This window comes from Streptomyces sp. APSN-46.1 (genome assembly GCF_022815725.1).
GTDB lineage: Bacteria > Actinomycetota > Actinomycetes > Streptomycetales > Streptomycetaceae > Streptomyces.
In genome coordinates this window covers 1,310,703-1,334,332 of record NZ_JALGRF010000001.1, presented here as the reverse complement: position 1 = coordinate 1,334,332, position 23,630 = coordinate 1,310,703, and the positions used below count along the sequence as shown (strand labels likewise).

General features: G+C 72.6%; 20 protein-coding genes. 9 read left to right on the top strand and 11 right to left on the bottom strand.

Features of this window, described 5'->3' with window-relative positions; all coding sequences use genetic code 11:
* Positions 1 to 67: 67 nt before the first annotated feature.
* Positions 68 to 2,653, bottom strand: coding sequence for a DUF4157 domain-containing protein (locus MTF65_RS05970; RefSeq protein WP_243627123.1), 2,586 nt, complete (start codon positions 2,651 to 2,653; stop codon positions 68 to 70).
* Between the two features lie 371 nt (positions 2,654 to 3,024).
* Here MTF65_RS05970 and MTF65_RS05965 point away from each other — a divergent pair, with 371 nt between their 5' ends.
* From MTF65_RS05965 to MTF65_RS05955, 3 genes are all read left to right on the top strand, one after another.
* A complete protein-coding gene (locus MTF65_RS05965) occupies positions 3,025 to 4,521 on the top strand; it encodes an FUSC family protein (protein ID WP_243627345.1) in 1,497 nt (498 codons plus the stop codon).
* 236 nt (positions 4,522 to 4,757) lie between these two features.
* Positions 4,758 to 5,894 (top strand): nitric oxide synthase oxygenase, encoded by a 1,137-nt coding sequence (locus tag MTF65_RS05960; RefSeq protein WP_243627122.1) that lies wholly within the window; start codon positions 4,758 to 4,760, stop codon positions 5,892 to 5,894.
* 72 nt (positions 5,895 to 5,966) lie between these two features.
* Complete coding sequence (locus MTF65_RS05955; RefSeq protein WP_243627344.1) at positions 5,967 to 7,016, top strand: lactonase family protein; 1,050 nt, start codon at positions 5,967 to 5,969, stop codon at positions 7,014 to 7,016.
* A 134-nt stretch (positions 7,017 to 7,150) separates the two neighbouring features.
* On the opposite strand, the gene MTF65_RS05950 is transcribed toward MTF65_RS05955, so the two are convergent.
* From MTF65_RS05950 to MTF65_RS05940, 3 genes are all read right to left on the bottom strand, one after another.
* Complete coding sequence (locus MTF65_RS05950) at positions 7,151 to 8,065, bottom strand: hypothetical protein (RefSeq protein ID WP_243627121.1); 915 nt, start codon at positions 8,063 to 8,065, stop codon at positions 7,151 to 7,153.
* 109 nt (positions 8,066 to 8,174) lie between these two features.
* Complete coding sequence (locus MTF65_RS05945; RefSeq protein ID WP_243627120.1) at positions 8,175 to 8,861, bottom strand: uracil-DNA glycosylase; 687 nt, start codon at positions 8,859 to 8,861, stop codon at positions 8,175 to 8,177.
* A 37-nt stretch (positions 8,862 to 8,898) separates the two neighbouring features.
* Positions 8,899 to 9,987, bottom strand: coding sequence for an exo-alpha-sialidase (locus MTF65_RS05940; protein WP_243627119.1), 1,089 nt, complete (start codon positions 9,985 to 9,987; stop codon positions 8,899 to 8,901).
* A 221-nt stretch (positions 9,988 to 10,208) separates the two neighbouring features.
* Between MTF65_RS05940 and MTF65_RS05935 the strand changes: the two genes are divergently transcribed.
* The 3 genes from MTF65_RS05935 (at position 10,209) to MTF65_RS05925 (ending at position 13,365) form a co-directional block, all read left to right on the top strand.
* Positions 10,209 to 11,699 (top strand): wax ester/triacylglycerol synthase domain-containing protein, encoded by a 1,491-nt coding sequence (locus MTF65_RS05935; RefSeq protein ID WP_243627343.1) that lies wholly within the window; start codon positions 10,209 to 10,211, stop codon positions 11,697 to 11,699.
* 82 nt (positions 11,700 to 11,781) lie between these two features.
* On the top strand, positions 11,782 to 12,918 hold the full coding sequence (locus tag MTF65_RS05930; protein ID WP_243627118.1) for an NADH:flavin oxidoreductase/NADH oxidase: 1,137 nt from the start codon (positions 11,782 to 11,784) through the stop codon (positions 12,916 to 12,918).
* Between the two features lie 99 nt (positions 12,919 to 13,017).
* A complete protein-coding gene (locus MTF65_RS05925) occupies positions 13,018 to 13,365 on the top strand; it encodes a helix-turn-helix transcriptional regulator (protein WP_243627117.1) in 348 nt (115 codons plus the stop codon).
* Between the two features lie 35 nt (positions 13,366 to 13,400).
* On the opposite strand, the gene MTF65_RS05920 is transcribed toward MTF65_RS05925, so the two are convergent.
* On the bottom strand, positions 13,401 to 14,759 hold the full coding sequence (locus MTF65_RS05920; protein ID WP_243627116.1) for an FAD-dependent oxidoreductase: 1,359 nt from the start codon (positions 14,757 to 14,759) through the stop codon (positions 13,401 to 13,403).
* Positions 14,760 to 14,811: 52 nt separating this feature from the next.
* On the bottom strand, positions 14,812 to 15,477 hold the full coding sequence (locus tag MTF65_RS05915; protein ID WP_243627115.1) for a DUF305 domain-containing protein: 666 nt from the start codon (positions 15,475 to 15,477) through the stop codon (positions 14,812 to 14,814).
* Positions 15,478 to 15,555: 78 nt separating this feature from the next.
* On the opposite strand from MTF65_RS05915, the gene MTF65_RS05910 reads away from it, so the two are divergent.
* Complete coding sequence (locus MTF65_RS05910) at positions 15,556 to 17,055, top strand: LVIVD repeat-containing protein (RefSeq protein ID WP_243627114.1); 1,500 nt, start codon at positions 15,556 to 15,558, stop codon at positions 17,053 to 17,055.
* Here the strand turns inward: MTF65_RS05910 and MTF65_RS05905 are convergent.
* From MTF65_RS05905 to MTF65_RS05890, 4 genes are all read right to left on the bottom strand, one after another.
* A complete protein-coding gene (locus MTF65_RS05905; protein WP_243627113.1) occupies positions 17,049 to 17,681 on the bottom strand; it encodes a TetR/AcrR family transcriptional regulator in 633 nt (210 codons plus the stop codon). The genes MTF65_RS05910 and MTF65_RS05905 overlap by 7 nt on opposite strands.
* A gap of 124 nt (positions 17,682 to 17,805) precedes the next feature.
* Positions 17,806 to 18,762, bottom strand: coding sequence for a phosphatase PAP2 family protein (locus tag MTF65_RS30665; protein WP_374207162.1), 957 nt, complete (start codon positions 18,760 to 18,762; stop codon positions 17,806 to 17,808).
* A gap of 66 nt (positions 18,763 to 18,828) precedes the next feature.
* Entirely contained in the window at positions 18,829 to 19,767 is a 939-nt protein-coding gene (locus tag MTF65_RS05895; protein WP_243627112.1) for a M56 family metallopeptidase, read from the bottom strand.
* Between the two features lie 110 nt (positions 19,768 to 19,877).
* The gene (locus MTF65_RS05890) at positions 19,878 to 20,420 is read right to left on the bottom strand and encodes a DUF5134 domain-containing protein (RefSeq protein WP_374207161.1); all 543 of its coding nucleotides are present in this window, start codon (positions 20,418 to 20,420) and stop codon (positions 19,878 to 19,880) included.
* Positions 20,421 to 20,561: 141 nt separating this feature from the next.
* Between MTF65_RS05890 and MTF65_RS05885 the strand changes: the two genes are divergently transcribed.
* Positions 20,562 to 21,101, top strand: a complete 540-nt coding sequence (locus tag MTF65_RS05885) for a GNAT family N-acetyltransferase (RefSeq protein ID WP_243627111.1) — start codon at positions 20,562 to 20,564, stop codon at positions 21,099 to 21,101.
* Between the two features lie 17 nt (positions 21,102 to 21,118).
* Here the strand turns inward: MTF65_RS05885 and MTF65_RS05880 are convergent, their stop codons facing one another.
* Entirely contained in the window at positions 21,119 to 21,811 is a 693-nt protein-coding gene (locus tag MTF65_RS05880; RefSeq protein ID WP_243627110.1) for a glycerophosphodiester phosphodiesterase family protein, read from the bottom strand.
* A gap of 382 nt (positions 21,812 to 22,193) precedes the next feature.
* Here MTF65_RS05880 and MTF65_RS05875 point away from each other — a divergent pair, with 382 nt between their 5' ends.
* Positions 22,194 to 23,618, top strand: coding sequence for a DUF6421 family protein (locus MTF65_RS05875; RefSeq protein ID WP_243627109.1), 1,425 nt, complete (start codon positions 22,194 to 22,196; stop codon positions 23,616 to 23,618).
* The last annotated feature ends 12 nt before the right edge of the window (positions 23,619 to 23,630 follow it).

Here is a 23,630-nt window from a genome sequence, read left to right as displayed (position 1 = left end):
CGCAGGATCAGAAACGCGTCAGGTTTCCGGAACCGGCCTCAGAAGACCGTCAGGGAACCCGACCCCCTCACCTCGCGGGAATGACCCTGCCCTGCGGGTTGACGATGAAGACGTCCCCCTCGTTGTAGGGGATGGTCCTCAGCTCGATTTGCCGCAACTCCTTGGGGGAGAGACGACCCCTCTTGGCATTGATCATGGTGTGCCACCAGCGGTGTGCGTTCGTTTTCATCAGCACGAGATTTCTCGGGTCGTTGGGGAACCGGGCAGGGAATCTGTGGGCGAATTCCAGGGGGATGATGTGATGCACCTGGTAGTCCGGTCCCGGCTGTCTCCCTATCCCCTGGGTGGCCTTCTTCCATGTCACTCTCGCGTCTTCGCGCAGCCGGTTCTTCATCGCGTCGATGAGTGGCTGACGCTCGCCGATGTGATCCGTGATCAGGGAGCGTTCCACAGGGGTCAGTTGTCCGGTCAGTCGGCCGTTCTGCGAGGCGAGCTTGAATTCCGTCGCTCTCACCTTGGCCCTCTTGGCGACGTCGGCAGCCGGCGCGGCGGCGGCCTGCTTCTTTGCGGGTGCCTTGGTCCTCTTGGGCGGCGGCGCAGCCTTGGGCGTCTTCGGCTTCGCCGGCGCTACGGTCCCCTTGGGCGGGGGAACCGCCTTGAGTGGCGGGGATCCTTTCTGTGGAGCCTTCGCGGCCGCGGTCGGGGGAGCGGCTCCGGGAGCCGGTTCGAAGCCCTCCGCACCTGCCGCGATCTTGGGCTCGACCACCTCCCCGACCTCCTCGGCCACGGGAACGGCGCCGCTCTGGGGATGGGGCTCGGGGGGCGCCGCCGGCTGCGCTCGGGCCGCCTTCTTCTCCAGCGCGGCCTGCTGCTTCTTCGTCAACGCCGACCGCTTCGGCCGCGGCTCGCCCGGACCAGGGAGTTTGCGCACGTTCGGGGCAAGGCTCGGGGCAACTTTCGGGGCTGCCGTCTCCGCGGTGTGTACCGCCGCCGCCTCCAGTTGGGACGCCTTGCCGAGCAGCTTGGTGAGGAAGTCCCGCAGGCGCGTCATCAGCTCGCGGAAAGGCTTGAAGATCCTGCTCAGGCCCTTGAGTGACGCACTGAGCGCGCCTTCGATCAGCGCACCCACCGCTTTCTCCACGGCCGCTATGCCCTTCCCGATCTCGGCCAGGGCCTCCGCCCCTCGGGCGAGGATCGGGGCGACGCGTCCGATCTCCCCCGCGATCTTGGTGACGGCGCTCCCGACCCCCTCGGTGAACAGCGCTACGAGCAGGTTGCCGACGACGGCGCCGACGGCTTCCCCCACGTCGTAGCCGAGCCGTTCCGGGTGCGTGTGGAAGATCGCCTGCCGCGCCCTGGTCGCCATGGAGGTGACAGTGCTGGCCCCGCCGGCCTTTTCGGCCTCCGTGGCCGTGGTCAGGATCTGCCAGGCGGTCTCAGGCGGTTTGGCCGGCTTCCCCTCGTCCTTGTCGGAGATGGCCGCGACGACTTTCCGGGCTCCGGTACGGCCGGCCTCGCCTGCCGTGCGTACCGCCACCGCCTGGAGGTGGCCGAAGAAGAAGAGTTCCTCCGGGTGGTTCTTGATGATGTCGATCAGCGAGTCGAGCAGGGACTTCTTGAAGGCGTCGTACGCCTCGATCAGCCCCGTGACCTCACCGATCAGGTCGCCTTCGCCCTTCAGCGCACCGACCACGAGCTTCTCGGTGAACGCCCGCAGCTGTTCCGCCAGGACCACGAGGCCCAACAGATCGGTGACCGGGCTCACCACGCCGGCGACCGTACCGGCGTAGTACGCCGCGATCATCTTTTCCTGGTTGCCTCGTTTGGCCAGTTCCTTGGCGCCGGCCTGGATGTCGGCTCTGGATTTCGGGTCCTGGACCTGGCGATCCAGCTCCGCGATGAAGCCGATCACGGCGGCCTTCAGCATCTGCTGCTGGAGGCCCGACCCCACGGCCACACCGGCGAGCTCATCGATCAGGAGGTCGCCCCAGAAGCCGAGCGAATCCGGCTTCTGCTTCTCGGGGGCCTGGGCAGCGGTCTGCGCCCCCGCCGGCTGGCGCGCGACCCCGACCGCCGACCCCTCCGTGACCCGCGCCCCGCGGCTGCCGCGAGTCAACCGGGCCGCGCTCTCGGCCGCCGTCCGCTCGGTGCGGTCCGACCCCGCGGGACCGGGTCCGCCACGGGTCTGCTGGACCGTGTGCGTCAGCTCGTGGGCGATCAGGGCGCGGCCCGCGCGGTCGGCGGGGTGGTACTCGCCGGACGCGAAGACGATGTCCTGCCCCACCGTGAAGGCCCTGGCCCGCAGCGCGTTCGCCGACTCCGCCGCCGCGGCGGAGGTGTGGAGCCTTACGCCGGACAGGTCCGCGCCGCCGAGGTGCGACTCCATCTCCGCCCGCAGGGAGGGGTCGAGCGCCTGGCCCTCGGCACGCCGCGCCTCGCGCCGCAGATACGCCCCCACCGCGCGATTCCCCGCTCCGTGCGCCACCAGCCGAGCCGGCCCGGGCGCGGCCTCCAGGGGACGCGTGGCATCCCGCGCCTTCGCCTTCGACTTCGACGGCGCCGGCCTCTCTCGGCGGGCGCCGGTCCGCACGTCCGACTGTCGTACGGCCTCGGCCATGGGTGTACCCCGCTCACTCCGGGGGTCGGAGTCCATGGAATCCATCAGAAGTCGATGTGGAGTCCATGAGGAATGATCATTTTTAGTCTAGGTTGCCCCGGTAGGGGCTGCAATCCGCCTATGCCGTACAGGCGTGCCGCGCGATGGTCCGTTGGCCGCATCCGGCCGACCCGAACCCCGCCCCGCTGTACCAATGGCATAGTCCCGCGCCGCTCGGTTGAGCCAGTGGGCCGTACATGTTTATCTGTGGGGTATCCATGTACTTACGGCGCCGCGCAGCGCCGGGCGGCAACGAGGCCGGTTCGGAGCGCGGCGCCTTCGCCGTGCCCGTCTGCCGCCCACCACCCCGGGCGGCGCCGGGCCGGCGCGCACCACTGCAAGGGGGTCGGCACACCGCCGTGAAGAGGATGTTCGTGGCTCCGGATCCGGGGCGCTTCAGGCTGAGGAACTCGCTGCGTGCCGTGATCGGCGTCGGCCTCGCCGTCGCCACCGCGGAACTCGCCGGGCTTTCCCTGACCGCCTCCATCACCGGGGGACTGGCGGCCCTGCTCGCCTTCTTCACCGTGCTCGACTCCACCGTGCGCCGCCAGGTGGTCACCACGGCGCTGCTGCCGACCGTGGGATTCCCCGTACTGGCCCTCGCCACCGCCCTGCACGGCGTGCCCCTCGCCCGGGACGCCGCCTTCCTCGCCGTCGTCTTCGCAGGCGTCTACGCCCGGCGCTGGGGCCCCCGTGGGCACGCCCTCGGAATCTTCGGCTTCATGATGTTCTTCGTCACCCAGTTCCTGCACGCGGCCCCCGGGCAGCTGCCCGAGTTGTACGCCGCCGCCGGGCTGGCGCTCCTCGCCGTCGGGGCCGTGCGCTTCGTGCTCTGGCCCATCGAGCGGCGCACCCCGCCCCCCGCCGCCCCGCCCGGGCTGCCGGGCACGGGGCTCGCGCGGCCCACCACCCGGCAGGCCTTCCAGGCCACGGCCGCATGCGGCTTCGCCCTCGCCATCGGCCAGGCGCTCTCCGAAGACCGCTGGTACTGGGCCGTCGGCACCGCCTGGTGGATCTTCGTCAACACCGCATCCCGCGGTGAGACCCTCGTACGGGGCTTCCGCCGCGTCCTCGGCACGGTCCTCGGCATCGCCGCCGGGCTGCTGATCGCCGTACCGCTGCACGGCGCACCCGCGCCGACCGCCGCACTCGTCGCCGTCTGCGTCTTCGGGATCTTCTACACCGCGGCCCCCTCGTACTCCTGGATGATGTTCTTCGTCACCGTCATGGCCGGACTGCTCTACGGGCTCCTCGGCGTCCTGCACCCCGGGCTGCTGCTCCTGCGCTTCCAGGAGACCGCGATCGGCGCGCTCGGCGCCGCGCTCGCCGTCGTGATCATCCTCCCGGTGACCACCCATGCCGCCAACGACGCCTGGATCCAGCGCGCGCTGCACTGCGTACGGGCCTCCACCGCCGCCGCCCTGGACCGCCTCGCCGGAGACCCCGAGGCCGATCCGGCCCCGCACGCCGCCGAGCTCGAACTGCTGCTGGGCCGCGTACGGATGGCCCTCGCGCCCCTCGTCCACCCGCTGAGCCCGCTGCGCGCCCGCAAGGCCCGGGCCCGCCAGGTGCTCCGGCTGCTCGACGACTGCGCCCGGGAGGTGCGCGGCCTCGTGGCCGTCGCCGCCGATCCGCAGGCCTCGCACGACGCCCGGCTCGCCGCCGCCTGCTGGCGCGTGGAGGCGGCCGTGGAAGCGCTGACCGCCCCGCGGCGCGGAAACCCGGAGACCGCCGCCCCGTTCGTACCCCCGGCGGCCGAGGCGGAACCGGCCCTCGCGCACCTGCACGGCCTCGAACACGCCCTCGTGGCCCTGGCGGCCCCGCTGCGCACGGACCCGAGAGCTCCGCTGATCCCCGCCGCCTGACCGTCGGCGCCGCTCCAGGGCGGAGAGGAGTCACATGCGTACAGGAACTGCGCCGGATGCTACGCCCCGTCGGCTTTCTGCCGCAGGTCGATCCACGAAGATCACTCGGTGGAGTTGTTCCGGCCGCTCCCGCCCCCCACCGCTGACCTGCGGCCTGTACAACCGGTAATTGTTTATTGCACATTCATCCGGCATGTACAGGGTGGATCTGGCCGGACAGGGGGTAACCGCCCGGAATGGAAATTCTGAAACAGCGTTCCACTACCGCTCAGGTGTGGGAAACGGCCGAGGAGTTCATCCGGCTCTTTCACCGGGAGAATCCGGAGGCCGGTGATCCGCGTGCCCGGCTCGCCGCCGTACGGGCCGAGCTCGCGGAGACCGGCACCTACCGGCACACTCCGGAGGAGCTCGTCCACGGGGCCCGAGTGGCGTGGCGCAACAGCAACCGCTGCATAGGCCGCCTCTACTGGAACTCGCTGCGCGTGCGCGACCGCCGCGGGCTCACCGACTCCGACGAGATCGCCGCCGAGTGCTTCGAGCACCTCCGCGAGGCGACCAACGGCGGCCGGGTCCGCCCCACGATCACCGTCTTCACCCCGGACGCCCCGGACCGCCCCGGCCCGCTGATCTGGAGCGAGCAACTGGTCAGGTACGCCGGCTACGGCGACCACCACTCCGTCACTGTCGGCGACGCCCGCAACGCGCCGCTGACCGAGGCCCTCCTCCGGCTCGGCTGGTCCGGCGGCGCCGGCACCCCGTTCGACCTCCTCCCGCTGGTGGTCCAGGGCGTCGACGACAAGCCCCGGTGGTTCGACACCCCCGCCGACGCCGTCCTGGAGGTGCCGATCGAGCATCCGGACGGCGACCGGTGGAGCGACTGGGGCCTGCGCTGGCACGCCGTTCCGGCCATCTCCAACATGTGTCTGGAGATCGGTGGCGTCCACTACCCGGCCGCCCCCTTCAACGGCTGGTACATGGGAACCGAGATCGGCGCCCGCAACCTCGCCGACGCCGACCGGTACAACCTCCTCCCGGCCGTCGGCCGCCGCCTCGGCCTGGACACCTCCAGCGACCGCTCGTTGTGGAAGGACCGGGCGCTGGTCGAGCTCAACCGGGCGGTGCTGCACTCCTTCGACCGGGCCGGGGTCACCATCGCCGACCACCACACCGAGTCCCGGCGGTTCCTGACCCACTTGGAGCGCGAGGAGCGCAAGGGCCGGGACGTGGGGGCGGACTGGTCCTGGATCGTGCCGCCGATATCCGGCTCGGCCACCCCGGTCTTCCACCGCACCTACGAGGACCGCCAGGCTTCTCCGGCGTACGTGCACCACCCCGGCGCGCAGGAACGGGCCCAGGGGCGGGACTTGGTCTAGACCTTCTGTTGCCGTCGGCTCCGAACGGATCCGGAACGGCTGAGAGGGGCTCCCGTGAACGGCGCCGACAGAATGGACCAAGGCGGCGAACACCGGGCCTACATCGGCTCGTTCACCTCGGGGGGCGGCCGCGGTGTCACCACCGCGGCCGTGGATCCGGCCACCGGGGCGCTGACCCCGCTCCACGTCACCGCCACCCTCGCGGACCCCTCGTACCTCACCCTCGACGCCGACACCGGCGTGCTCTACGCGGTCAGCGAGACGGAGCCGGGCGCCGTCGGCGCCTTCCGGCCCACCCGCGAGGGCCTCACCGCCCACGGCGGCGCCGTCGCCGTCGGCGGCCACGGACCCACCCATCTCAGCGTGACCGGGCGCCGACTGCTCACCGCCAACTACACCTCCGGCAGCGTCAGCAGCCTCCCGCTCGGCGCCGACGGCGGGATCGACGGGCCCGCCTCGGTCCTCACCCACCGGGGATCGGGCCCCGACGCCGACCGGCAGGAGGGGCCGCACGCGCACCAGGTGCTGCCCGACCCCGGCGGCCGCTGGGTGCTCAGCGTGGACCTCGGCACCGATTCGGTACGGGTCTGCGCGCTCGACCCGGCCACCGGGGCGCTCCGGGTCCACGCCAAGACCGCGCTGCGCTCCGGGACCGGGCCCCGGCACCTCGCCTTCCATCCCGGCGGCGCGGTGGTCTACGTACTGCACGAGCTGGAGCCGCAGCTGACCGTCTGCCGCTGGAATCCGCAGAGCGGGCAGCTGGAACCGGTCGCTGAGGTTCCGGTGGCTCCAGCGGCCGCTCAGGAGGCGGTACGGGCCTACCCCTCGGCCATCGTCGTCTCGCCCGACGGCCGTTTCCTCTGGGCCGCCGTCCGCGGCGCCGACGCCATTGCCACGCTCTCGCTCGCCGACGGGGCCGAGAAGCCGCGCCTCACGGGCACCGTCGGGTGCGGCGGGCGGTGGCCGCGCGATCTCGCCACCGACTCCTCGGGGCGCCGGCTCTACGCGGCCAACGAGCGCTCCGGGGACGTCACCTGGTTCGACGTGGACCCGCTGACCGGGCAGCCGCGCCGGGCCGGCTCGGTGCCGGTGCCCGCCGCGAGCTGCGTGGTCCTCGGCTGACGGGCCCGGTTGCCGGGAACGGTCGCCGGGCACTTGCCGGGAACGGTCGCCGGGCTCGGTTGCCGGGAACGCGCGAGGGCCCGCGCCCTGGGGAAATCCCCGGGCACGGGCCCTCGCGGCAGGTCGTGAGCAGGTCAGTGCGCGGCGGCACCCTGGGGGAGCCCGAGGGCCGCGGAGTACTGCGCGACGGCCAGCTTGCCGAGCGCCGGGTAGGCGCCCAGCACCTCGGCGGTGGCGCAGTCGGCCTCCTTGCGCGCGGTGTCCAGCAGCCCCTCGGCGGCCTCCGGGCCGATCAGGTGCGGGGCCAGCGCGAGCTGCGTGGAACCCTCCAGGCGCAGCTGCTCGGCGACCGCGGCCACCGAGCCCTCCTGGTCCAGCGCGGCCGCCTTCACGGGGACCGCGAGGCGGGCGGCCAGCAGCATGCCGGTGACCGCGGCGGCCTGGACGGCCTCCTCGCCGCCGGTGGTGGCGACGATGATGCCGTCGGCGGCCGTGGTCACGGTGAAGAGCCGGGCGCGGTCGGCGCGGGCCAGGCCCGCCTCGGACAGCCGGACGTGCAGGCCCTCGGCGAGCAGCGGGTGCGGGCCGAGTACGTCGGCCAGCTCGGCGGCGGCCGAGGAGTCCATCAGCGCCTGGCGGAAGCGGCGCAGCAGATCGGCGTCCGGACCGGCCAGCAGCGGCACGACCACGGCGTCCGGGCCGGTCGGCGCGGGCACCTCGTGCCCGGCGGCGCGGGCGAACTCCGCGCGCTCGGCACGCTCCCGCGCGACGGCGTTCAGCGTGCCGGACAGCGACGGGAACTCGGAGCCGTCCTCACCTTCGAGGAAGCCGATGCGGGCGTCCAGGCCGGGCAGCTCGGAGCGGCCGATGCTGATGATCTCTTCCGCGAGCCCGCGCGAGGCGGCCGAGGGGGCACCGGGCACGGCGAGCACCAGCGCGGGCGCGCCCTCGGGCGCCACCGCGGGCTCGGGCCGGCGGTGCCGTCCGGTCTGGCGGGGTCGCGGCATTCGTACGGGCAGGCCATTCGCGGGCCCAGTGGGGGAGCTCATGGCGCCGCATGCTACTGGTTTATCGGAACCGGGTGTTCGGGCAGGGCCCACTCGGGCGGCATCTGTCCGTATTTATCCTAGGAATGTCGTACACGGTTCAACTTGATCTTCAACTGGCGGCCGGCAGGCGCCAGTCCACCGGCTGCGCGCCCTGGCGCACCAGCAGGTCATTGGTCCTGCTGAACGGCCGGGAGCCGAAGAACCCGTTGTCGGCGGACATGGGAGAGGGGTGGACGGACTCCACGGCGGGCAACTCGCCCAGCAGCGGCCGCAGATTGCGGGCGTCCCGGCCCCACAGCACCGACACCAGCGGCTTGCCGCGCGCCGCCAGCGCCCGGATCGCCTGCTCGGTGACCGCCTCCCAGCCCTTGCCGCGGTGGCCGCCCGTCTTGCGCGGGGCCGTCGTCAGCGCGCGGTTCAGCAGCAGCACCCCCTGCCGCGTCCACGGGGTCAGGTCCCCGTTCGCCGGACGCGGCACCCCGAGGTCCGCGTACAGCTCGCGGAAGATGTTGTCCAGGCTGGGCGGCCACGGACTGACATCCGGCGCCACCGAGAAGGACAGGCCCATCGCGTGCCCCGGGGTGGGGTACGGGTCCTGCCCGACGATCAGCACCTTTACCTCGTCGAAGGGCTGCTGGAAGGCGCGCAGGACGTTCGCCCCGGCCGGCAGGTACCTTCTCCCCGCCGCGATCTCGGCGCGCAGGAAGTCGCCCATGGCGGCGATCTGTGCCGCCACCGGCTCCAGAGCGCGGGCCCAGCCCGGCTCGACGATCTCGTTCAACGGTCGTGCTGTCACGCCGAGTCACTCTACTGGCTCACACGGGCACGCCCCTTCACCGAAGGGCGGCCGCCCGTACGCACAGCACGTCCGGCAGGTGCTCGGCCAGGAGTTGCCAGCTGTCCCCGTCGTCGTGGCTCGCGTACAGCTCGCCGTTGCGGTTGCCGAAGTAGATCCCCGCCGGGTCCGCGTTGTCCGTGCACAGGGCGTCCCGCAGCACCGTGCCGTAGTGGTCCCCGGCCGGCAGCCCGTGCGCGAGCGGCTCCCAACTGGCGCCCGCGTCCTGAGTGCGGAAGACGCGGCAGCGGTGCTCGGCGGGAACCCGGTCGGAGTCGGCGTTGAGCGGGAAGATGTACGCGGTGTCCGGCCGGTGGGGGTGCGCGGCCACGGCGAAGCCGAAGTCGGAGGGCAGACCGCCGCCGATGTCGGTCCACTCGGCCCCGGCGTCGTCGCTGCGGTAGACGCCCCAGTGGTTCTGGAGGTACAGCCTGTCGGTGTTCCCGGCATCCTGGGCGATCTTGTGCACGCACTGGCCGAACTCGGGATGCGGATCGGGCAGGAACACCGCCGAGACCCCGTGGTTGGACGGCGCCCAGCTCGCCCCGCCGTCCAAGGTCCGGAACACCCCGGCCGTGGAGACCGCCACCGTCACCGCGTCCGGGTCGGCGGGGTCGGTGATCACGGTGTGCAGGCACTCGCCGCCGCCGCCCGGCACCCAGCTCTCGCGGGTCGGGTGCTCCCACAGCGGCCGGATCAGCTCGAAGGACTCACCCCGGTCCGTCGAGCGGAAGAGCGCTGCCGGTTCCGTGCCCGCGTAGACCACGTCCGGGGCCTCGGGCCCGGCCGGGTGCAGTTGCCAGACCCGCTCCAGCGAGGTCCCGGTGTCCTTCGGGAACTTGACGGCCGCCGCCGCGGGCTCCCGCCAGCTCGCGCCCAGGTCGTCGGAGCTGAAGACGGACGGCCCCCAGTGCGTGCTGTCCCCGCCGACCAGCAGCCGGGGCACGGGCCCCCGGCCGTCGATCGCGACGGCGGAGACGGCCTGGGCGTTGAAATGGGGCCCGTCGAACGCCCACGGGCCGCCGCCCTCGCGCCGGCCGATGAAAAGCCCCTTGCGGGTCCCTGCGAGCAGTAGCACGTCGGTCATGACCGACACCTCCGGACGTCGTTGTCCTTCACAGCAGCTTTCCGCCAGTCTGCACCGCCCCACTGACAGCGGCCCGGACCGACAGCGGCCCGTCGGGCGCGACGGGACTCTGAACGGCTGATCGTCATCGACCGGCGGCTGCCCGGAACGGTCGGCTACTTGATCGTAGGAGGCCGGAGGGATTGACTTCAGCCTCTGACGCCGCACGCGAGAGGCACTACGTGGCCACCGAGCACCTGTCCCCGCTCGACCTCGCCTTCTGGCGGATCGAATCCGCCGCCCACCCCATGCACCTCGGCGCCCTCGCCGTCTTCACCGCCTCCGGGCCCGACGCGGCCGCCCGCGCCGCCGAACTGCTCACCGCCCGGTGCGCCGCCCTGCCGGGCCTGCGCCGCCGGATCCGCGACGTGCTGTTCCCGGTCGGCGCGGCGGCCTGGTCGCCCGACCCGCATTTCGATCCCGCACATCACGTCTTCCTCGCCGACGCGGCGGCCGTCGGCTCGCGGGCCTCCGGGCGGGACGCCTCCGCGCCGGACGCCTCCGAGCAGGATGCCTCCGCGCCGGGCGCCGTCGATGCGGACGCCTCCGAACCGGACGTCGCCGACGGGTACGCCGCCGGTGCGGAGGCCCTCGATCCGCGAGCCGCAGATCCGCAGGTGGCCGCCGGGCCGCTGATGGCGCGGCCGCTCGACCGGAGCCGGCCGCCCTGGGAGGCGCATGTGCTGGCCGGACCCGGCCGGGATTCCTTCGCGGTGCTGTTCAAGTTCCACCACGCGCTCGCCGACGGGCTGGGCGCCCTCGCCCTCGCGGCCGGCCTCTTCGACGAGGCGCTGTTCGCCGCGCCCCCCGCCGTACGGGGCCCCGCACGGCCGGCGCCCGATCCGCGCGACCCCGGCCCCCTGCGCCGGCTGCCCGGGATCCTCGCCTCCCGCCTGCAGGACGTGGGCCAGGCCCTGGAGATCGGCGCCGCCGTGGCCCGGGCCGGCCTGCCTCTCGGGGTCCCGCACGCGCTCACCGCCGACGGGACCGGCGTGGGCGTGGGTACCCGTACCGTCGCCGGACTGGCGCTCGACCTCGACGAGGTCAACCTCATCCGCAAGGCCGCGGGCGGCACCGTCAACGACGTGCTGATCGCACTCGTCGCGGGCGCCCTGCGGCGCTGGCTGGCCGACCGGGGCGACCCCGTGCCGCGGGGCCCCGGCCCGCGCGCCCTGATACCGGTCTCCCGCCGCAGACCGGGGGCCGCCCCCGGCGCCGGAAACCGGCTCTCCGGCTACCTGCTGCGGCTCCCCCTCGCCGAGGGCGATCCGCTGCGCCGCCTGGACGCCGTACGGAGCGGCATGGACCGCAACAAGGAGGCCGGCCCCGCCCGCGGCGCCGGGGCCGTCGCCCTGCTCGCCGACCACGTCCACCCGCTCGGACACCGCCTGGGCGGCCCGCTGGTCGCGCAGGCCGCCCGGCTGCTCTACGACATCCTGGTCACCAGCGTTCCGCTGCCCGGCCTGACCTTCACCCTCGGCGGCAGTCCGGTGCGCGAGGTCTACCCGCTCGCCCCGCTGGCCCGCGGCCAGTCCCTGGCCGTCGCGGTCTCCACGTACAAGGGCACGGTCCACTACGGCCTGGTCGCCGACGCGGCCGCCGTCCCGGATCTGGCGGCCCTGGCGGGGGCGCTGCGGGCCGAGCTGGACGCGTTTGTACGAGAGATCTCGTAGTACGAGGAAATTCGTAGTACGGTGACTCTCGTACATAGGCGCCGACCTCCGGCGCGCGACCGGTGACATCTGGAGATCCCCGATGAGTGCTGCCCCCGCCACCCCTGCCGCCCCCGCCACCCCGGCCGGCCCCGACGCCTTCGCCGCCCTGTTCACCCCGTACACCCTGCGTTCGGTGACCATCCCGAACCGGGTCTGGATGGCCCCGATGTGCCAGTACAGCGCCGAGGCCTTCGGCCCCAACGCGGGCGTAGCCCACGAGTGGCACTTCGCGCACTACGCCGCCCGTGCCGTCGGCGGCACCGGGCTGATCATCCAGGAGGCCACCGCCGTCTCCCCGGAGGGCCGGATCTCCCCGTACGACCTCGGCATCTGGAACGACACCCAGGTCGAGGCGCTGCGCCGGATCACCGCCTTCGTCAAGGCGCAGGGTGCCGTCCCCGGCATCCAGATCGGACACGCGGGCCGCAAGGCCTCCACCGACACGACCTGGAAGGGCGGCGGGTGGGTCGGGCCCGAGGCGCACGGCTGGCTGCCGAGCGCGCCGAGCCCGGTGGCGTTCGCCGAGGGCGACCCGGTACCCCACGAGCTGACGGCCGATGAGATCCGGGCGGTCACCGGCCAGTTCGCCGATGCCGCGCGGCGGGCGCTGGCAGCCGGCTACGAGGTGCTGGAGATCCACGGTGCCCACGGCTACCTCATCGGGGAGTTCCTCTCCCCGTACAGCAACAAGCGCACCGACGCGTACGGCGGCTCCTTCGAGAACCGCACCCGCTTCGCCCTCGAAGTCGTCGACGCCGTACGGGCGGTGTGGCCCGAGGAGCTCCCGCTGTTCTTCCGGATCTCCGCCACCGACTGGCTGGGGGAGGCCGGCTGGAGCGCCGACGAGACGGTCCGGCTGGCCGGGCTCCTCCTGGAGCACGGCGTGGACCTGCTCGACACCTCCACCGGCGGCCTCGCACCGGGGGTCAAGATCGCCGTCGGCCCCGGCTACCAGGTGCCGTTCGCGGCCCGCGTCAAGGCCGAGACCGGCCTCCCGGTGGCCGCCGTCGGGCTGATCACCGAGCCGGAGCAGGCCGAGAAGATCCTGGCCAACGGGGAGGCGGACGCGGTCCTGCTGGGCCGTGAGCTGCTCCGCGACCCGTACTGGGCCCGGCGCGCGGCCGCCGAACTGGGCGGAGAGGTCCGCATGCCGATCCCGTACCACCGAGCCTGGTAGACCCGCCGGGCGTTCGCGCCTTCTACGATGCCTCTCGTACGATGGGGTGTCAGGAGGGTCCGGCGGGGGCCCGGCGAACCGAGCGAGTGGAGCAGGGACATGGCGGAACGTGACGCGGCCCGTGCCTGTGTCCATCCCGAGACCTCGGAGATCCGGCTGGAGAACGTGCTGCACGCGCTCTCCGACCCGGTGCGGCTGACCATCGTGAGGGATCTGGCGGCGTCGGAGGCCGAACTGGCGTGCTCGTACTTCGTACTGCCGGTCACCAAGTCCACGACCACGCACCACTTCCGCGTGCTGCGCGAGAGCGGTGTGGTGCGCCAGACGTACCGGGGCACGGCCAAGATGAACAACCTGCGCCGGGCCGACCTGGACGCCCTGTTCCCGGGGCTCCTGGACAGCGTCCTGACGGCGGCCCGGTCGGAGGCGGACCGGCTGGCCGGGTAGCGTCCCCCGGGCTCCGCCCCGGCTCCCGAGACCGCTCAGTCCGTGTCCGCCGCCGTCAGGAGGCCCTGCCAGTCGGGGATCTTCACCGAGCGGCGGCCCAGGGAGTGGCCCAGAGCGGCCTCGGCCGATTCGATGGCCAGCCAGCCCGGCCATTGCACGGGACGCAGGCCCGCCGCCCGCAGGGCGTCCAGCGGGTCCTCCGGCAGCTCGCGGCGCGCCAGCGCGCCCGCGTCCTGGAGCAGCGAGGACGCCGTCTCCTTCGCGTCCGGGCGGTTGGTGCCGATCACCCCGGTCGGGCCGCGTTTGATCCAGCCCGCCACGTACTCTCCGACGGCGGCGCGGCCCTCGCGCACCACCCGGCCCGCCGCGTGCGGCACCGTCGCCTTCGCCGCGTCGAACGGCAGACCGGGCAGCGGCACGCCCTGGTACCCCACCGAGCGCAGCACCAGCTCCGCCGGGATGTCCTCGTGGACGCCGGTTCCCGTCACGCCGCCCCGCTCGTCGGGAGCGGTCCGCTCGAACCGGACCCCGCGCACCCGGCCGTCCGGCCCGCCCAGCACCTCCACCGGGCGCAGGAAGAACCTCAGGGTGATCCGCCGGCCGCCGCCCCCCGCCGGGCTCCCGGCCCAGCCGCGCAGGACCTCCACATTGCGCCGGTTCACCGCAGGCAGCGCCGCGCCCGCGACCGGGTCCGCGTACGCAGGGTCGAGGGCGAGCTCCGCCGCGTCGGCGGCCACGTCCACGCCCGGCAGAGTGCCCAGCTCGCGCAGCTCCTTGGTGGTGAACTTCCCCTGCGAGGGGCCCCTGCGCGCCACCATGGACACGTCGCGCACCCCGCTGGCGCCGAGCGCTCCCAGCGCCGCGTGCGGCATGTCGGTGGGCGCGAGCTCCGGAACGCCCCGCGCCAGCATCCGCGTCACGTCCACCGCGACGTTCCCGGCCCCGATCACCACCGCCGAGCGCACCCCGGCCAGGTCGAAGGCCTCCGCCACCGCGTCCGGGTGCCCGCTGTACCAGGACACGAACGCGGTCGCGGAGTGGACCCCGGCGAGCTCCTCGCCGGGGATGCCGAGCAGCCGGTCCCGTGCGGCCCCGACGCAGTACACCACCGCGTGGTACAGCTCCAGCAGCCGCTCGGTGGGCAGTAGCGGGCCGCCGACCTCGACGTTCCCGAGGAAGCGGATCCGCTCGTCCTCCAGCACCGTGCGCAGGCTGCCCTGCAGCGACTTGATCTTCTCGTGGTCGGGGGCCACGCCGTACCGCACGAGCCCGTACGGCGCCGGCAGCCGGTCCAGTACATCGACCCGCACGCCCGGCACCTCGCGCTGCTGGACCAGTGTCTGCGCCGTGTAGACCCCGCTGGGGCCCGATCCGACGACGGCGATACGAAGCACGGCGGAACTCCTCCCGCAGGGGCTCCCAGCATGACACCGGCTCCCACGGCCGTCAGCCCATCGCGCGCATCCGGTGGATCTCGGCGCTCTGGGTGGCCACGACCTCGTTGGCCATCTCCTCGACCGCCACGTTGTTCCCGCCCCTGAGCGCCTCGCCCGCCATCGTGAGGGCGCCCTCGTGGTGGGCGGTCATCAGCTTCAGGAAGAGCCGGTCGAAGTCTGTCCCCTTGGCCTCGGTGAGTTCTTCGAGCTGCTGTTCCGTGGCCATGCCCGGCATCGCGGCGTGGTCGTGCCCGTCCGCTCCGCCCCCGCCGGGGGCCGGGTAGCGCGTCAGCCACTTCTCCATCGCCCCGATCTCGGGCTGCTGTGCGGCCGCGATGCGATCCGCGAGTCCCCTGACCCCCTCCGCCGACGCCCGGTCCGGCGCGAGCGCGCTCATCACGAGGGCCTGCCGGTGGTGCTCGATCATGCGCCGTACGTAGGCGTGGTCGGCCGCGTTGGGGGTGTCGTCGGGCCGTTCTTCGGCGGCCTGTTCGGGGGAGAGGGTGCGGGCCGGCTCGCCCGGTTTGCCGGGGGCGATCACCGCGGCCTGACCGTCTTTCACCCCGTTCGCCCCGGTTTTCCCGTCGCCGTCCTGGCAGCCGGCGAGCGCGAGCAGGATCCCGGCGGCGGCGGCCGCTTCCACGAATCGGCGAAGTAACCCTTTTGCCATGTCCATGGAAAGGAACATACTGCCGGGGTCCTGGTTCCGGTCCCACCAAGAACGGAACCGTTCGGACTCCCATGGGAGGGCACAGTGACCTCGTTGCACACCAACAGAGTGCGGACCAGGAGTCTGGGAGTGGCCGTCGCGGCGGCCGGACTCCTCACCACGCTTCTGGCCGCGGGACCCGCGGCAGCCACCCCCGACCCGGGCGACTTAATGCCCGGAACCCCCTCCGGGCAGCGTGTCTCCGGGCAGGGCTCCGGCATCGCCGAGGGCCGGGAGATCGCCCCCGGCGAGATCCCCGGCCAGGACGAGATCGTCCACAGCAAGAACATCAAGCCCCTGGCCAACATCCCCAGCGCCAACCCCGACGGCATCAACTCCGACCTGGCCTTCCAGGGCCGGTACGCCTACGCCGGCAGTTACGACGGCTTCACGATCTACGACATCGGCAACCCGAATGCGCCGAAGACCGTGAGCCGGGTGCTCTGCCCCGGCGGCCAGAACGACATCTCCGTCTCCGGTGACCTGCTCTTCGTCTCCACCGACTCCTCCCGCAGCGACGACTCCTGCAACAGCGTCTCGCAGCCCGCGACGGAGAAGTCCTCGTGGGAGGGCATCAAGATCTTCGACATCAAGGACAAGAAGAACCCCAAGTACATCAAGTCCGTCGAGACCGCCTGCGGCTCCCACACCCACACGCTGGTGCCGGGCGGCCGCGACATCTACCTCTATGTCTCCTCGTACTCCCCGAACGAGGCGTTCCCCGACTGCAAGCCGCCGCACGACGGCATTTCGGTGATCAAGGTTCCGAAGAAGGCCCCGACACAGGCCGCGGTCGTCGCCTTCCCGATCCTCTTCCCCGACGGCGGCAACCCCGGCGGGCCCGCCAACCCCGGCGTCTCCAAGACCACCGGATGCCACGACATCACCGTGCTGCCGTCCAAGAACCTGGCCGCCGGCGCCTGCATGGGCGACGGCATCCTCTTCGACATCAGCGCGCCCGAGCAGCCGAAGGTCATCGACCGGGTGCAGGACAACGTGAACTTCGCGTTCTGGCACTCGGCGACCTTCAACGAGCGGGCGAACAAGGTGGTGTTCACCGACGAGCTCGGCGGCGGCAGCGGCGCCACCTGCGACGAGGCCACCGGTCCGAACCGGGGCGCCGACGGGATCTACGACATCACCGGCCGCGGCGACCAGCGCGAGCTCGTCTTCCGCAGCTACTTCAAGATCCCGCGCCACCAGGCCGACACCGAGAACTGCGTGGCCCACAACGGCTCGCTGATCCCGGTCGGCGACGGCCGCGACATCATGGTCCAGGCCTGGTACCAGGGCGGCATCTCGGTCTGGGACTTCACCGACTCCGACCGGCCCGAGGAGATCGGCTACTTCGAGCGCGGCCCGCTGACCACCGACAAGCTCGGGCTCGGCGGCTCCTGGTCGGCGTACTACTACAACGGGCACATCTACTCGAACGACATCGCCAAGGGCCTCGACGTGCTGAGGCTCGACGACTGGCGCACCGAGAGCGCCAAGTGGGTGTGGATGGACCGGCTCAACGTACAGAGCCAGCCCGCATATCACTGACGCGGTGAGGGAAACGTTCCGCCGGGCGGTCCGCCGTCCGGCGGGACACCCAGATCCCAGTCCAGCCCGTAGCGCTGGAACAGCTCGGCCCGCAGCCGGGCCGCCGGCATCGGCGCGCCCGGCAGCAGGACCGCCACCACCGCGCCCATCAGCAGTGCGCGCAGCAGCGGGTAGTCGGTGTCCGGATCCGCCGAGCCGTAGCGCACCACCGTGTCCCGCAGCAGCTCCGCGAGGCGCTGCTGTTCGGCGCACCGCACGAAGCCCTCGGCCTGGAGAATGCCCGCCATGTGGGTCCGCATCAGCCGCGGCTGGTCCCGGGCCAGCCCGAGGATCGCGTCGATGGCGCGGGCGAGCCGCTCGCGGCCGTCGTCGCTGCGGGGCTCCCGCTCCAGGGCCGCTTCGAGGGTGAGGTGCATCAGCCGGTGCACGGCGGACTGCAGCAGATGCCGCTTGCCCGGAAAGTAGTACGAAACCAGCCCGCGGGCCGCGCCCGCGCGGTCGGCGATGTCCCCGAGCGTCGTCGCCTCGTAGCCGCGCTCGGCCACGAGTTCGACCGTCGCCTGGAGCAGTCGCTCCCTGGAACGTCTGCGCAATTCTTCATTGACCGATGCGCTGCGCGGGGACATGCTTACTCCTGCGTTGACTGGCTCCGAGCCAATATACTCAGCGCAGGGGTCGCCTGCTGTGGGCGACGCGGGGGATCGTCCACAGCAGGCACACCGGTCACCGTGTCGCGTCACCGTGTCGCGGTCACGGAACGTCGAGGTCCGGCGGCGAAGGCTCGTAGACGTGCGGATCGTCGGCCTCCCACGTGATCAGCGCGGAGTCCTCGCCGAGGACGATCTCATCGGGGTCCGGAACCTCCGCCCGGCGCAGGAACTCGATCACGTCGGCGTCGCTGTGGGCCACGCCGAGGGCCGCCTCCCGTCCGGCCGCGCGAAACGTGACCTGGCGGCCGCCCGAGGCGGAGATCCGGTGTACGACGATCGGCGTGCGATGCATGCCTTCAGCGTCTGTCCGCGCCGGTCGGGACGCATCCGGGGCGGTCGGGCCGCCCGCGGCCCGGCGGGCGGCCGGGAGCCGGACCGAGACCAGGGCCAGGACCAAGGCCGCGCCCAGCAGCCAGCCCCCGACCACGTCCGAGGGCCAGTGGACACCCAGGTACACCCGGGTGAATCCGACCCCCAGCACCGAGATCAGCGCCACCGCCCAGGCCGTCAGCCCGAGCCGTCTCCCGGCCGTCCCGGGTCCGGTGCGGGGGAGCAGCCACAGCAACAGCCCGCACACCACCGCCGCCGTCATGGCGTGGCCGGACGGGTAGGCCGCGTAATCCGCCGAGTCCACCGGGTCCGGCCACACGGGGCGCTCACGGCCCAGCAGCGCCTTCAGCCCCTGCTGCACCACCGAGGCCACGACGATGGCCGTCAGCGCGACCAGCAGCGCCCGCCGGCGTTCTCCCCGCCGCCACAGCCAGAAGCAGGCCAGGGCGGCGAGGGCGCGCATGGTCCAGGGGTCCCAGACCCAGTCGGTCAGAACCCGCATCAGACGAGTGACCCCGGGGTGAGTGACGGCGTACGGGTGCAGACCCCGCGCGAGTTCCTCGTCGTACGACATGAGAGGCCGCCAGCGGGCCGCCACCAGGCCCGTCAGAACCGCCGCGAGCAGCAGAGCGCCGACTCCGGTCCACCGCGCGCGATCACTCCGCATGGGGCGATCCTCGCACCGGCGGGCGCCAAGCGGTCTCCAGACGGTCTCCCCGAGACCGCTCAGGCCTCAGGCCAGGGCGCTCAGACCCGGTACGAAGGCCACCGCCAGCGGTATCGCCGGCACCAGCGTGGCCAGCGCCGTCAGCCGCAGCCGACGTCCCGCGGACAGCCGGGGCGCGGCCGACAGCAGCCGGCGCACCCGCTGCGGCAGATGCGCCTGCGGCGTCGGGCAGGGCCCGAAGACCCCCCGGTCCTCGTTGAGTCCGACCAGCGCCAGCGCGATGGTCAGCCGGCCGTACCGGCGCGAGGCCACGTCGTCGGCGGCCAGCTCGACGAGCCGGTGCATCTCCGCCTCGAACGCCGCGAACACCGGCACCTGCGGGAACCCGCCGGCCAGCGCCCGCGAGCAGTGCAGCAGCCAGTCGTGCCGCGCCGCCACATGCCCCTGCTCGTGCGCCAGTACGGCATCCAGCTGGCTGCCCTTGAGCCGCTCCAGCGCCGCTGTGGTGACCACCAGCTGCGGTGTCGCGCCGGGCTGCCACCACGCGTCGGGCCGCGGCCCCTCCAGTACGACGAGCCGCGCGCCCCGGGGATCCTCCCCGGGCAGCAGCGGGGCGCGGACCAGCAGTTCGGCCCCCTGGGCACGCCGTCGGGCCCGGGCCCGGACCACCTCGCGGGTCAGCATGGCCCCGGTCCACAGGCCGCCGCCCGCCAGTGCGAGCGCGGTGACCGTGGCCCAGGCGCCGCCCTCCGCACCCAGGCCGTAGGCGTGGACCACCCCGTGCGGGGCGGCGGCGAAGAGCGGGCCCCGCACCGCGACCCAGGCCGCCGCGGCGCTCAGCAGCATCGACAGCGCGAAGCACAGGAGCACCGCGCCCACCACGCACTGCCATGCCCACAGCGCGACCACGGGTTCACGCTCGGGCCACTCGGCCCGGGCCAGCAGGCGGGGGGCGAGCACCGCGGTCAGTGCGCCGAGCATCAGGAGAACGGCGGGGACCATCATGTCCGCCAGCCTATGAGCGGGGGACTACCCGGGGGTATCGCCCGGGGTGTTTGGTGACGCAGCACACGTTTGCCGGGGCGGGTCGCCAACGGCCTTACGGCTTCGCGGCTTCACATCGTCAGCAGCATCGCCAACATGCCCGTCCCCATGGCCAGTCGGCAGGCCCGGATCACCTCCGCGGGGTCGCCGTGGACACCTTGTCCGTCCCGGCCGCCCGCCGTTGCCAGCCGGGCCCCGCCCAGCAGCACGTATCCGGCGTAGTAGACGAGGAGCGTGCCGGTGACGAGCGGCAGCCCGGCTCCGTGTCCGCCGTGCCCCTCGTGCCCGGAGCCGGAGCCGGAGCCGAGGGCCATGTAGACCATCGCCAGCGACCCCACCACATGGTGCGCGTGGTGCGCCCCGTCCCGCAGCAGCCACACGGCGTGCAGGGCGGCACCGCAGAAGACCGCCCCGAGCACGGGCGCCCGCCAGCCGTCGCCGATCCCGAGCGGGGCCGCCATCACGGCCATGCCGAACCCCATCAGGGCCTCCCCGCCGGCCGCGCCCCCCGATCTGCGCACCCGCCCGAGGCAGTACGCCCCGCTGACCGCGCACAGCAGTACGAGCAGCCAGGAGGAGACGGAGGCGGACAGGGACATCGCGGGTCCGTGCACGGCGGAACCTTTCGGTGCGTCGGCGTCACCGGAAGAGATGCCCCTGCGCGAGGGCCCGCACGCCGACCCGGGTTAGGCTCTCCGTGCCGTACCGGGCATGTCATATGCCACTCATACGCCACCGCGTAGAACGGAGCCCCGATGTCGACCGCCAACACCACCGCCCTGAGCTTCCGCAGTGCCGTGGACGCGGATGTGCCGGAGCTGGTCACGCTCGTGGAATCGGCGTACCGGGGCGACGCCAGCCGAGCCGGGTGGACCACGGAGGCGGACTACCTGGACGGGCAGCGCACCGACGCGGACGGGGTCCGCGCGGTCATCGGCAACCCGGACGGCGTCCTGCTCGTCGTCGAGCGCGCGGGCGAACTCGTCGCGTGCTGCCAGCTCGAACACCGCGGGGACCACGCCTACTTCGGCATGTTCGCGGTCCGCCCGGGCCTCCAGGGCGGCGGCCTCGGCAAGGAGATCCTGGCCGAGGCCGAGCGACGCGTCCGCGCGACGTGGAACGCCAAGGAGATGCGGATGACGGTGGTGAACGTACGGGAGGAGCTCATCGCCTACTACGTGCGCCGCGGCTACCGGCGCACCGGCGAGCTGAGCCCCTTCCCGTACGGCGACCAGCGCTTCGGCATCCCGCTCCGCGCGGACCTGGCCTTCGAGCTGCTGGTCAAGCCGCTCTAACCGCTCGTCCGTTTGCCTCAGGCCGTGAAGCGGCCCGTGCGGCGGATCTCCGGGAAGTCGGTGGCCGCACCGTCCAGTTCGAGCGCCCGAGCCAGCCGCAGCTGCTCCAGGGTGTTCACCGTCCAGCCGGTCACCCGCAGCCCGGCCGCGTGCGCCGCCTCCACGGTCTCCAGCGTGAGCCGCCGGATGTTCAGGGCGACCGTTTCGGCACGCGCGGACCGTGCCCGGTCCACGACCTCCGACGCGTCGCCGCCGCTCTGGTCCACGTACAGGGCGGTCCGTACGCCCGGCACCAGGCGGGCCGTCTCGGCGAGCACCGCCTCGTGGACGGAGGCCACCTCCACCCGCGTGGTCAGATCGCGGCGCAGCAGCAGCTCCGCGAGCACGGAGGCGGCGGCCTGATCCCGGACCGACACCTGGAGCGGGGCCCGGACGGCGTCCAGGGCCTCCTCGAAGACCGGCACGTGCTCGCCGAGCCCGGCGTCCAGCTCGCGCAGCTCGGCCAGGGTCAGATCGGCGACGGCGCCCACGCCGTCGGTGGTCCGGTCCACCTCGGGGTCGTGCAGGACGACGAGGGCGCCGTCCTTGCTGAGCTGCAGATCCAGCGCGATGACGTCCATGCCGGAGCGTTCCGCGCGGACGAACGACCGGAGGGTGTTCTCCGGTTCGACACCCATGACCCCGCGGTGACCGATGGTGAGGAAAGTCAAGGTTCTCTCGCTTCCGTCGACGGCGGCTCCCCGCGCGGTCGCGGTGTCCCGACCGGCCGCGCGCGGTGAGGACGCATGCTAGTGCGCCGCGGATGCGATGAGACCGCCCGTGCAGCGACCCGGAAGGGCGTACGGCCCTTTCCCGCCAGGGCTTCCCGGGGGCGGACCCGGAGCCGCGTCCGCACCGCGTCGCCCGTCCGTGGGCGCGTCCCCACCGACTTGACGTCGACTGGGCGGAGTCATCCATTCCATGGCAAACGACGGGAAGACTTTCGGCGGAGTGGGGGGTGCCACAGGATAATTTCCCGAGTTTCCTCTTGAGTAGGAGAGCCTCACATGCATACGCTGTCTTAACGTGAGGTTCTCCTGTGGAGGAAGTGACATGACGGAAACTCTTGTGCCGGGTTCCAGCGGTGCCGTGATAACCGCCGGTGCGCGGGTGGTCGACCACCCGGCGTGGCCCGAGCTCAAGGCCGCCGTGGAGGAGATCCGCCCCTGGCAGGCCAAGGACGGGTCGATCGACTTCGAGGCGGCGGGCGCTCCCGCCCGTGCCGAGGTCGAGGCCGCCGTGGAGCGGGCCATCGGCGCCGTCGAGAGGCTCTCCCCGCTGCTGCCGCACGCGACCGCCTACCACGCGGCCCTCGTCGCCGACCTGCGCAAATGGGCCGCGGACGGCTTCCGCGTGCCGGACTTCCTCGACTCCCTGCTGGCCTTCCACCCGGCCGCCGAGCGCGCCGACGGGCTCCAGCACCTCGTGGTCTTCCCGATGTACACGCAGAACGGCAACCCGGACCGCAACCTTGAGGCCGTCGTGCTGAAGATGGTGTGGCCCGAGTGGCTCTCCGAGCTGGAGCGGACCCGGTACGACAACCCGCTCTTCCTCGGCATCACCTTCGAGGACTTCACCCCGGGCTACGACACCCACTCCGCCGTGCTCTTCCCGGAGACCATCGCCGTCCGTGAGGCCCCCGAGCGCTTCACCTGGGGCGGCATCTTCTGCGACCGCGAGGCCGCCCGCTACCGCAAGGTCACCGCGGCCGCCGTCGACATCCTGGGCATCGAGCTGCCCGAGGACATCGCCAAGATGGTCGAGGACCAGGAGCGCTGCGAGAAGGCCTTCGTCCTGTGGGACATGGTCCACGACCGCACCCACAGCCACGGCGACCTGCCGTTCGACCCCTTCATGATCAAGCAGCGCCAGCCGTTCTGGATGTACGGCCTGGAGGAGCTGCGCTGTGACCTCACCGCCTTCAAGGAGGCCGTGAAGCTGGAGTCCGAGGGCAACGAGCACGGCCGTGACGTGCAGTACGCGGTCCTCTTCGACCGGATGTTCCGCTTCCCGGTGTCCGGCGACCGCAACCGGAACTACGACGGCCTCGGCGGCCAGCTGCTCTTCGCGTACCTCCACAAGCACGACGTCGTGCGCTGGACGGACAACACGCTGAAGATCGACTGGATGCGCGCCCCGCAGGTCACGAACCAGCTGTGCGCGGAGATCGAGGACCTCTACCGGGCCGGCATCGACCGCCCGAAGCTGGTCCACTGGTTCAAGGCGTACGAGCTGGTCTCCACCTACCTCGCCCCGCACCCGGGCTCCCGATGGGCCAAGGGCCCCGACGCCCTCGACCTGACGCAGCCGCCGCGGAAGCTCGTGGACGACGTGCTTCCGGACGAGTTTCCGCTGAGCATGTTCTATGAGGCCCTCGCCAAGAAGCTCAAGGGCGTGATCGCCTCCACGAAGGGCATCACTGCTGTGAACGCGGAACACGTCCAGACGACCGACCAGGCAGAGCGAGCCGCCGCGTGAGCTCTCGCCCAC

Excerpts from the sequence above, each read along its gene's own strand:
- MTF65_RS05970 (WP_243627123.1), bottom strand. The coding sequence starts at position 2,653 with ATGGACTCCGACCCCCGGAGTGAGCGGGGTACACCCATGGCCGAGGCC.
- MTF65_RS05965 (WP_243627345.1), top strand. The coding sequence starts at position 3,025 with ATGTTCGTGGCTCCGGATCCGGGGCGCTTCAGGCTGAGGAACTCGCTG.
- MTF65_RS05960 (WP_243627122.1), top strand. The coding sequence starts at position 4,758 with ATGGAAATTCTGAAACAGCGTTCCACTACCGCTCAGGTGTGGGAAACG.
- MTF65_RS05955 (WP_243627344.1), top strand. The coding sequence starts at position 5,967 with ATGGACCAAGGCGGCGAACACCGGGCCTACATCGGCTCGTTCACCTCG.
- MTF65_RS05950 (WP_243627121.1), bottom strand. The coding sequence starts at position 8,065 with ATGAGCTCCCCCACTGGGCCCGCGAATGGCCTGCCCGTACGAATGCCG.
- MTF65_RS05940 (WP_243627119.1), bottom strand. The coding sequence starts at position 9,987 with ATGACCGACGTGCTACTGCTCGCAGGGACCCGCAAGGGGCTTTTCATC.
- MTF65_RS05930 (WP_243627118.1), top strand. The coding sequence starts at position 11,782 with ATGAGTGCTGCCCCCGCCACCCCTGCCGCCCCCGCCACCCCGGCCGGC.
- MTF65_RS05925 (WP_243627117.1), top strand. The coding sequence starts at position 13,018 with ATGGCGGAACGTGACGCGGCCCGTGCCTGTGTCCATCCCGAGACCTCG.
- MTF65_RS05915 (WP_243627115.1), bottom strand. The coding sequence starts at position 15,477 with ATGGACATGGCAAAAGGGTTACTTCGCCGATTCGTGGAAGCGGCCGCC.
- MTF65_RS05905 (WP_243627113.1), bottom strand. The coding sequence starts at position 17,681 with ATGTCCCCGCGCAGCGCATCGGTCAATGAAGAATTGCGCAGACGTTCC.
- MTF65_RS30665 (WP_374207162.1), bottom strand. The coding sequence starts at position 18,762 with ATGCGGAGTGATCGCGCGCGGTGGACCGGAGTCGGCGCTCTGCTGCTC.
- MTF65_RS05895 (WP_243627112.1), bottom strand. The coding sequence starts at position 19,767 with ATGATGGTCCCCGCCGTTCTCCTGATGCTCGGCGCACTGACCGCGGTG.
- MTF65_RS05885 (WP_243627111.1), top strand. The coding sequence starts at position 20,562 with ATGTCGACCGCCAACACCACCGCCCTGAGCTTCCGCAGTGCCGTGGAC.
- MTF65_RS05875 (WP_243627109.1), top strand. The coding sequence starts at position 22,194 with ATGACGGAAACTCTTGTGCCGGGTTCCAGCGGTGCCGTGATAACCGCC.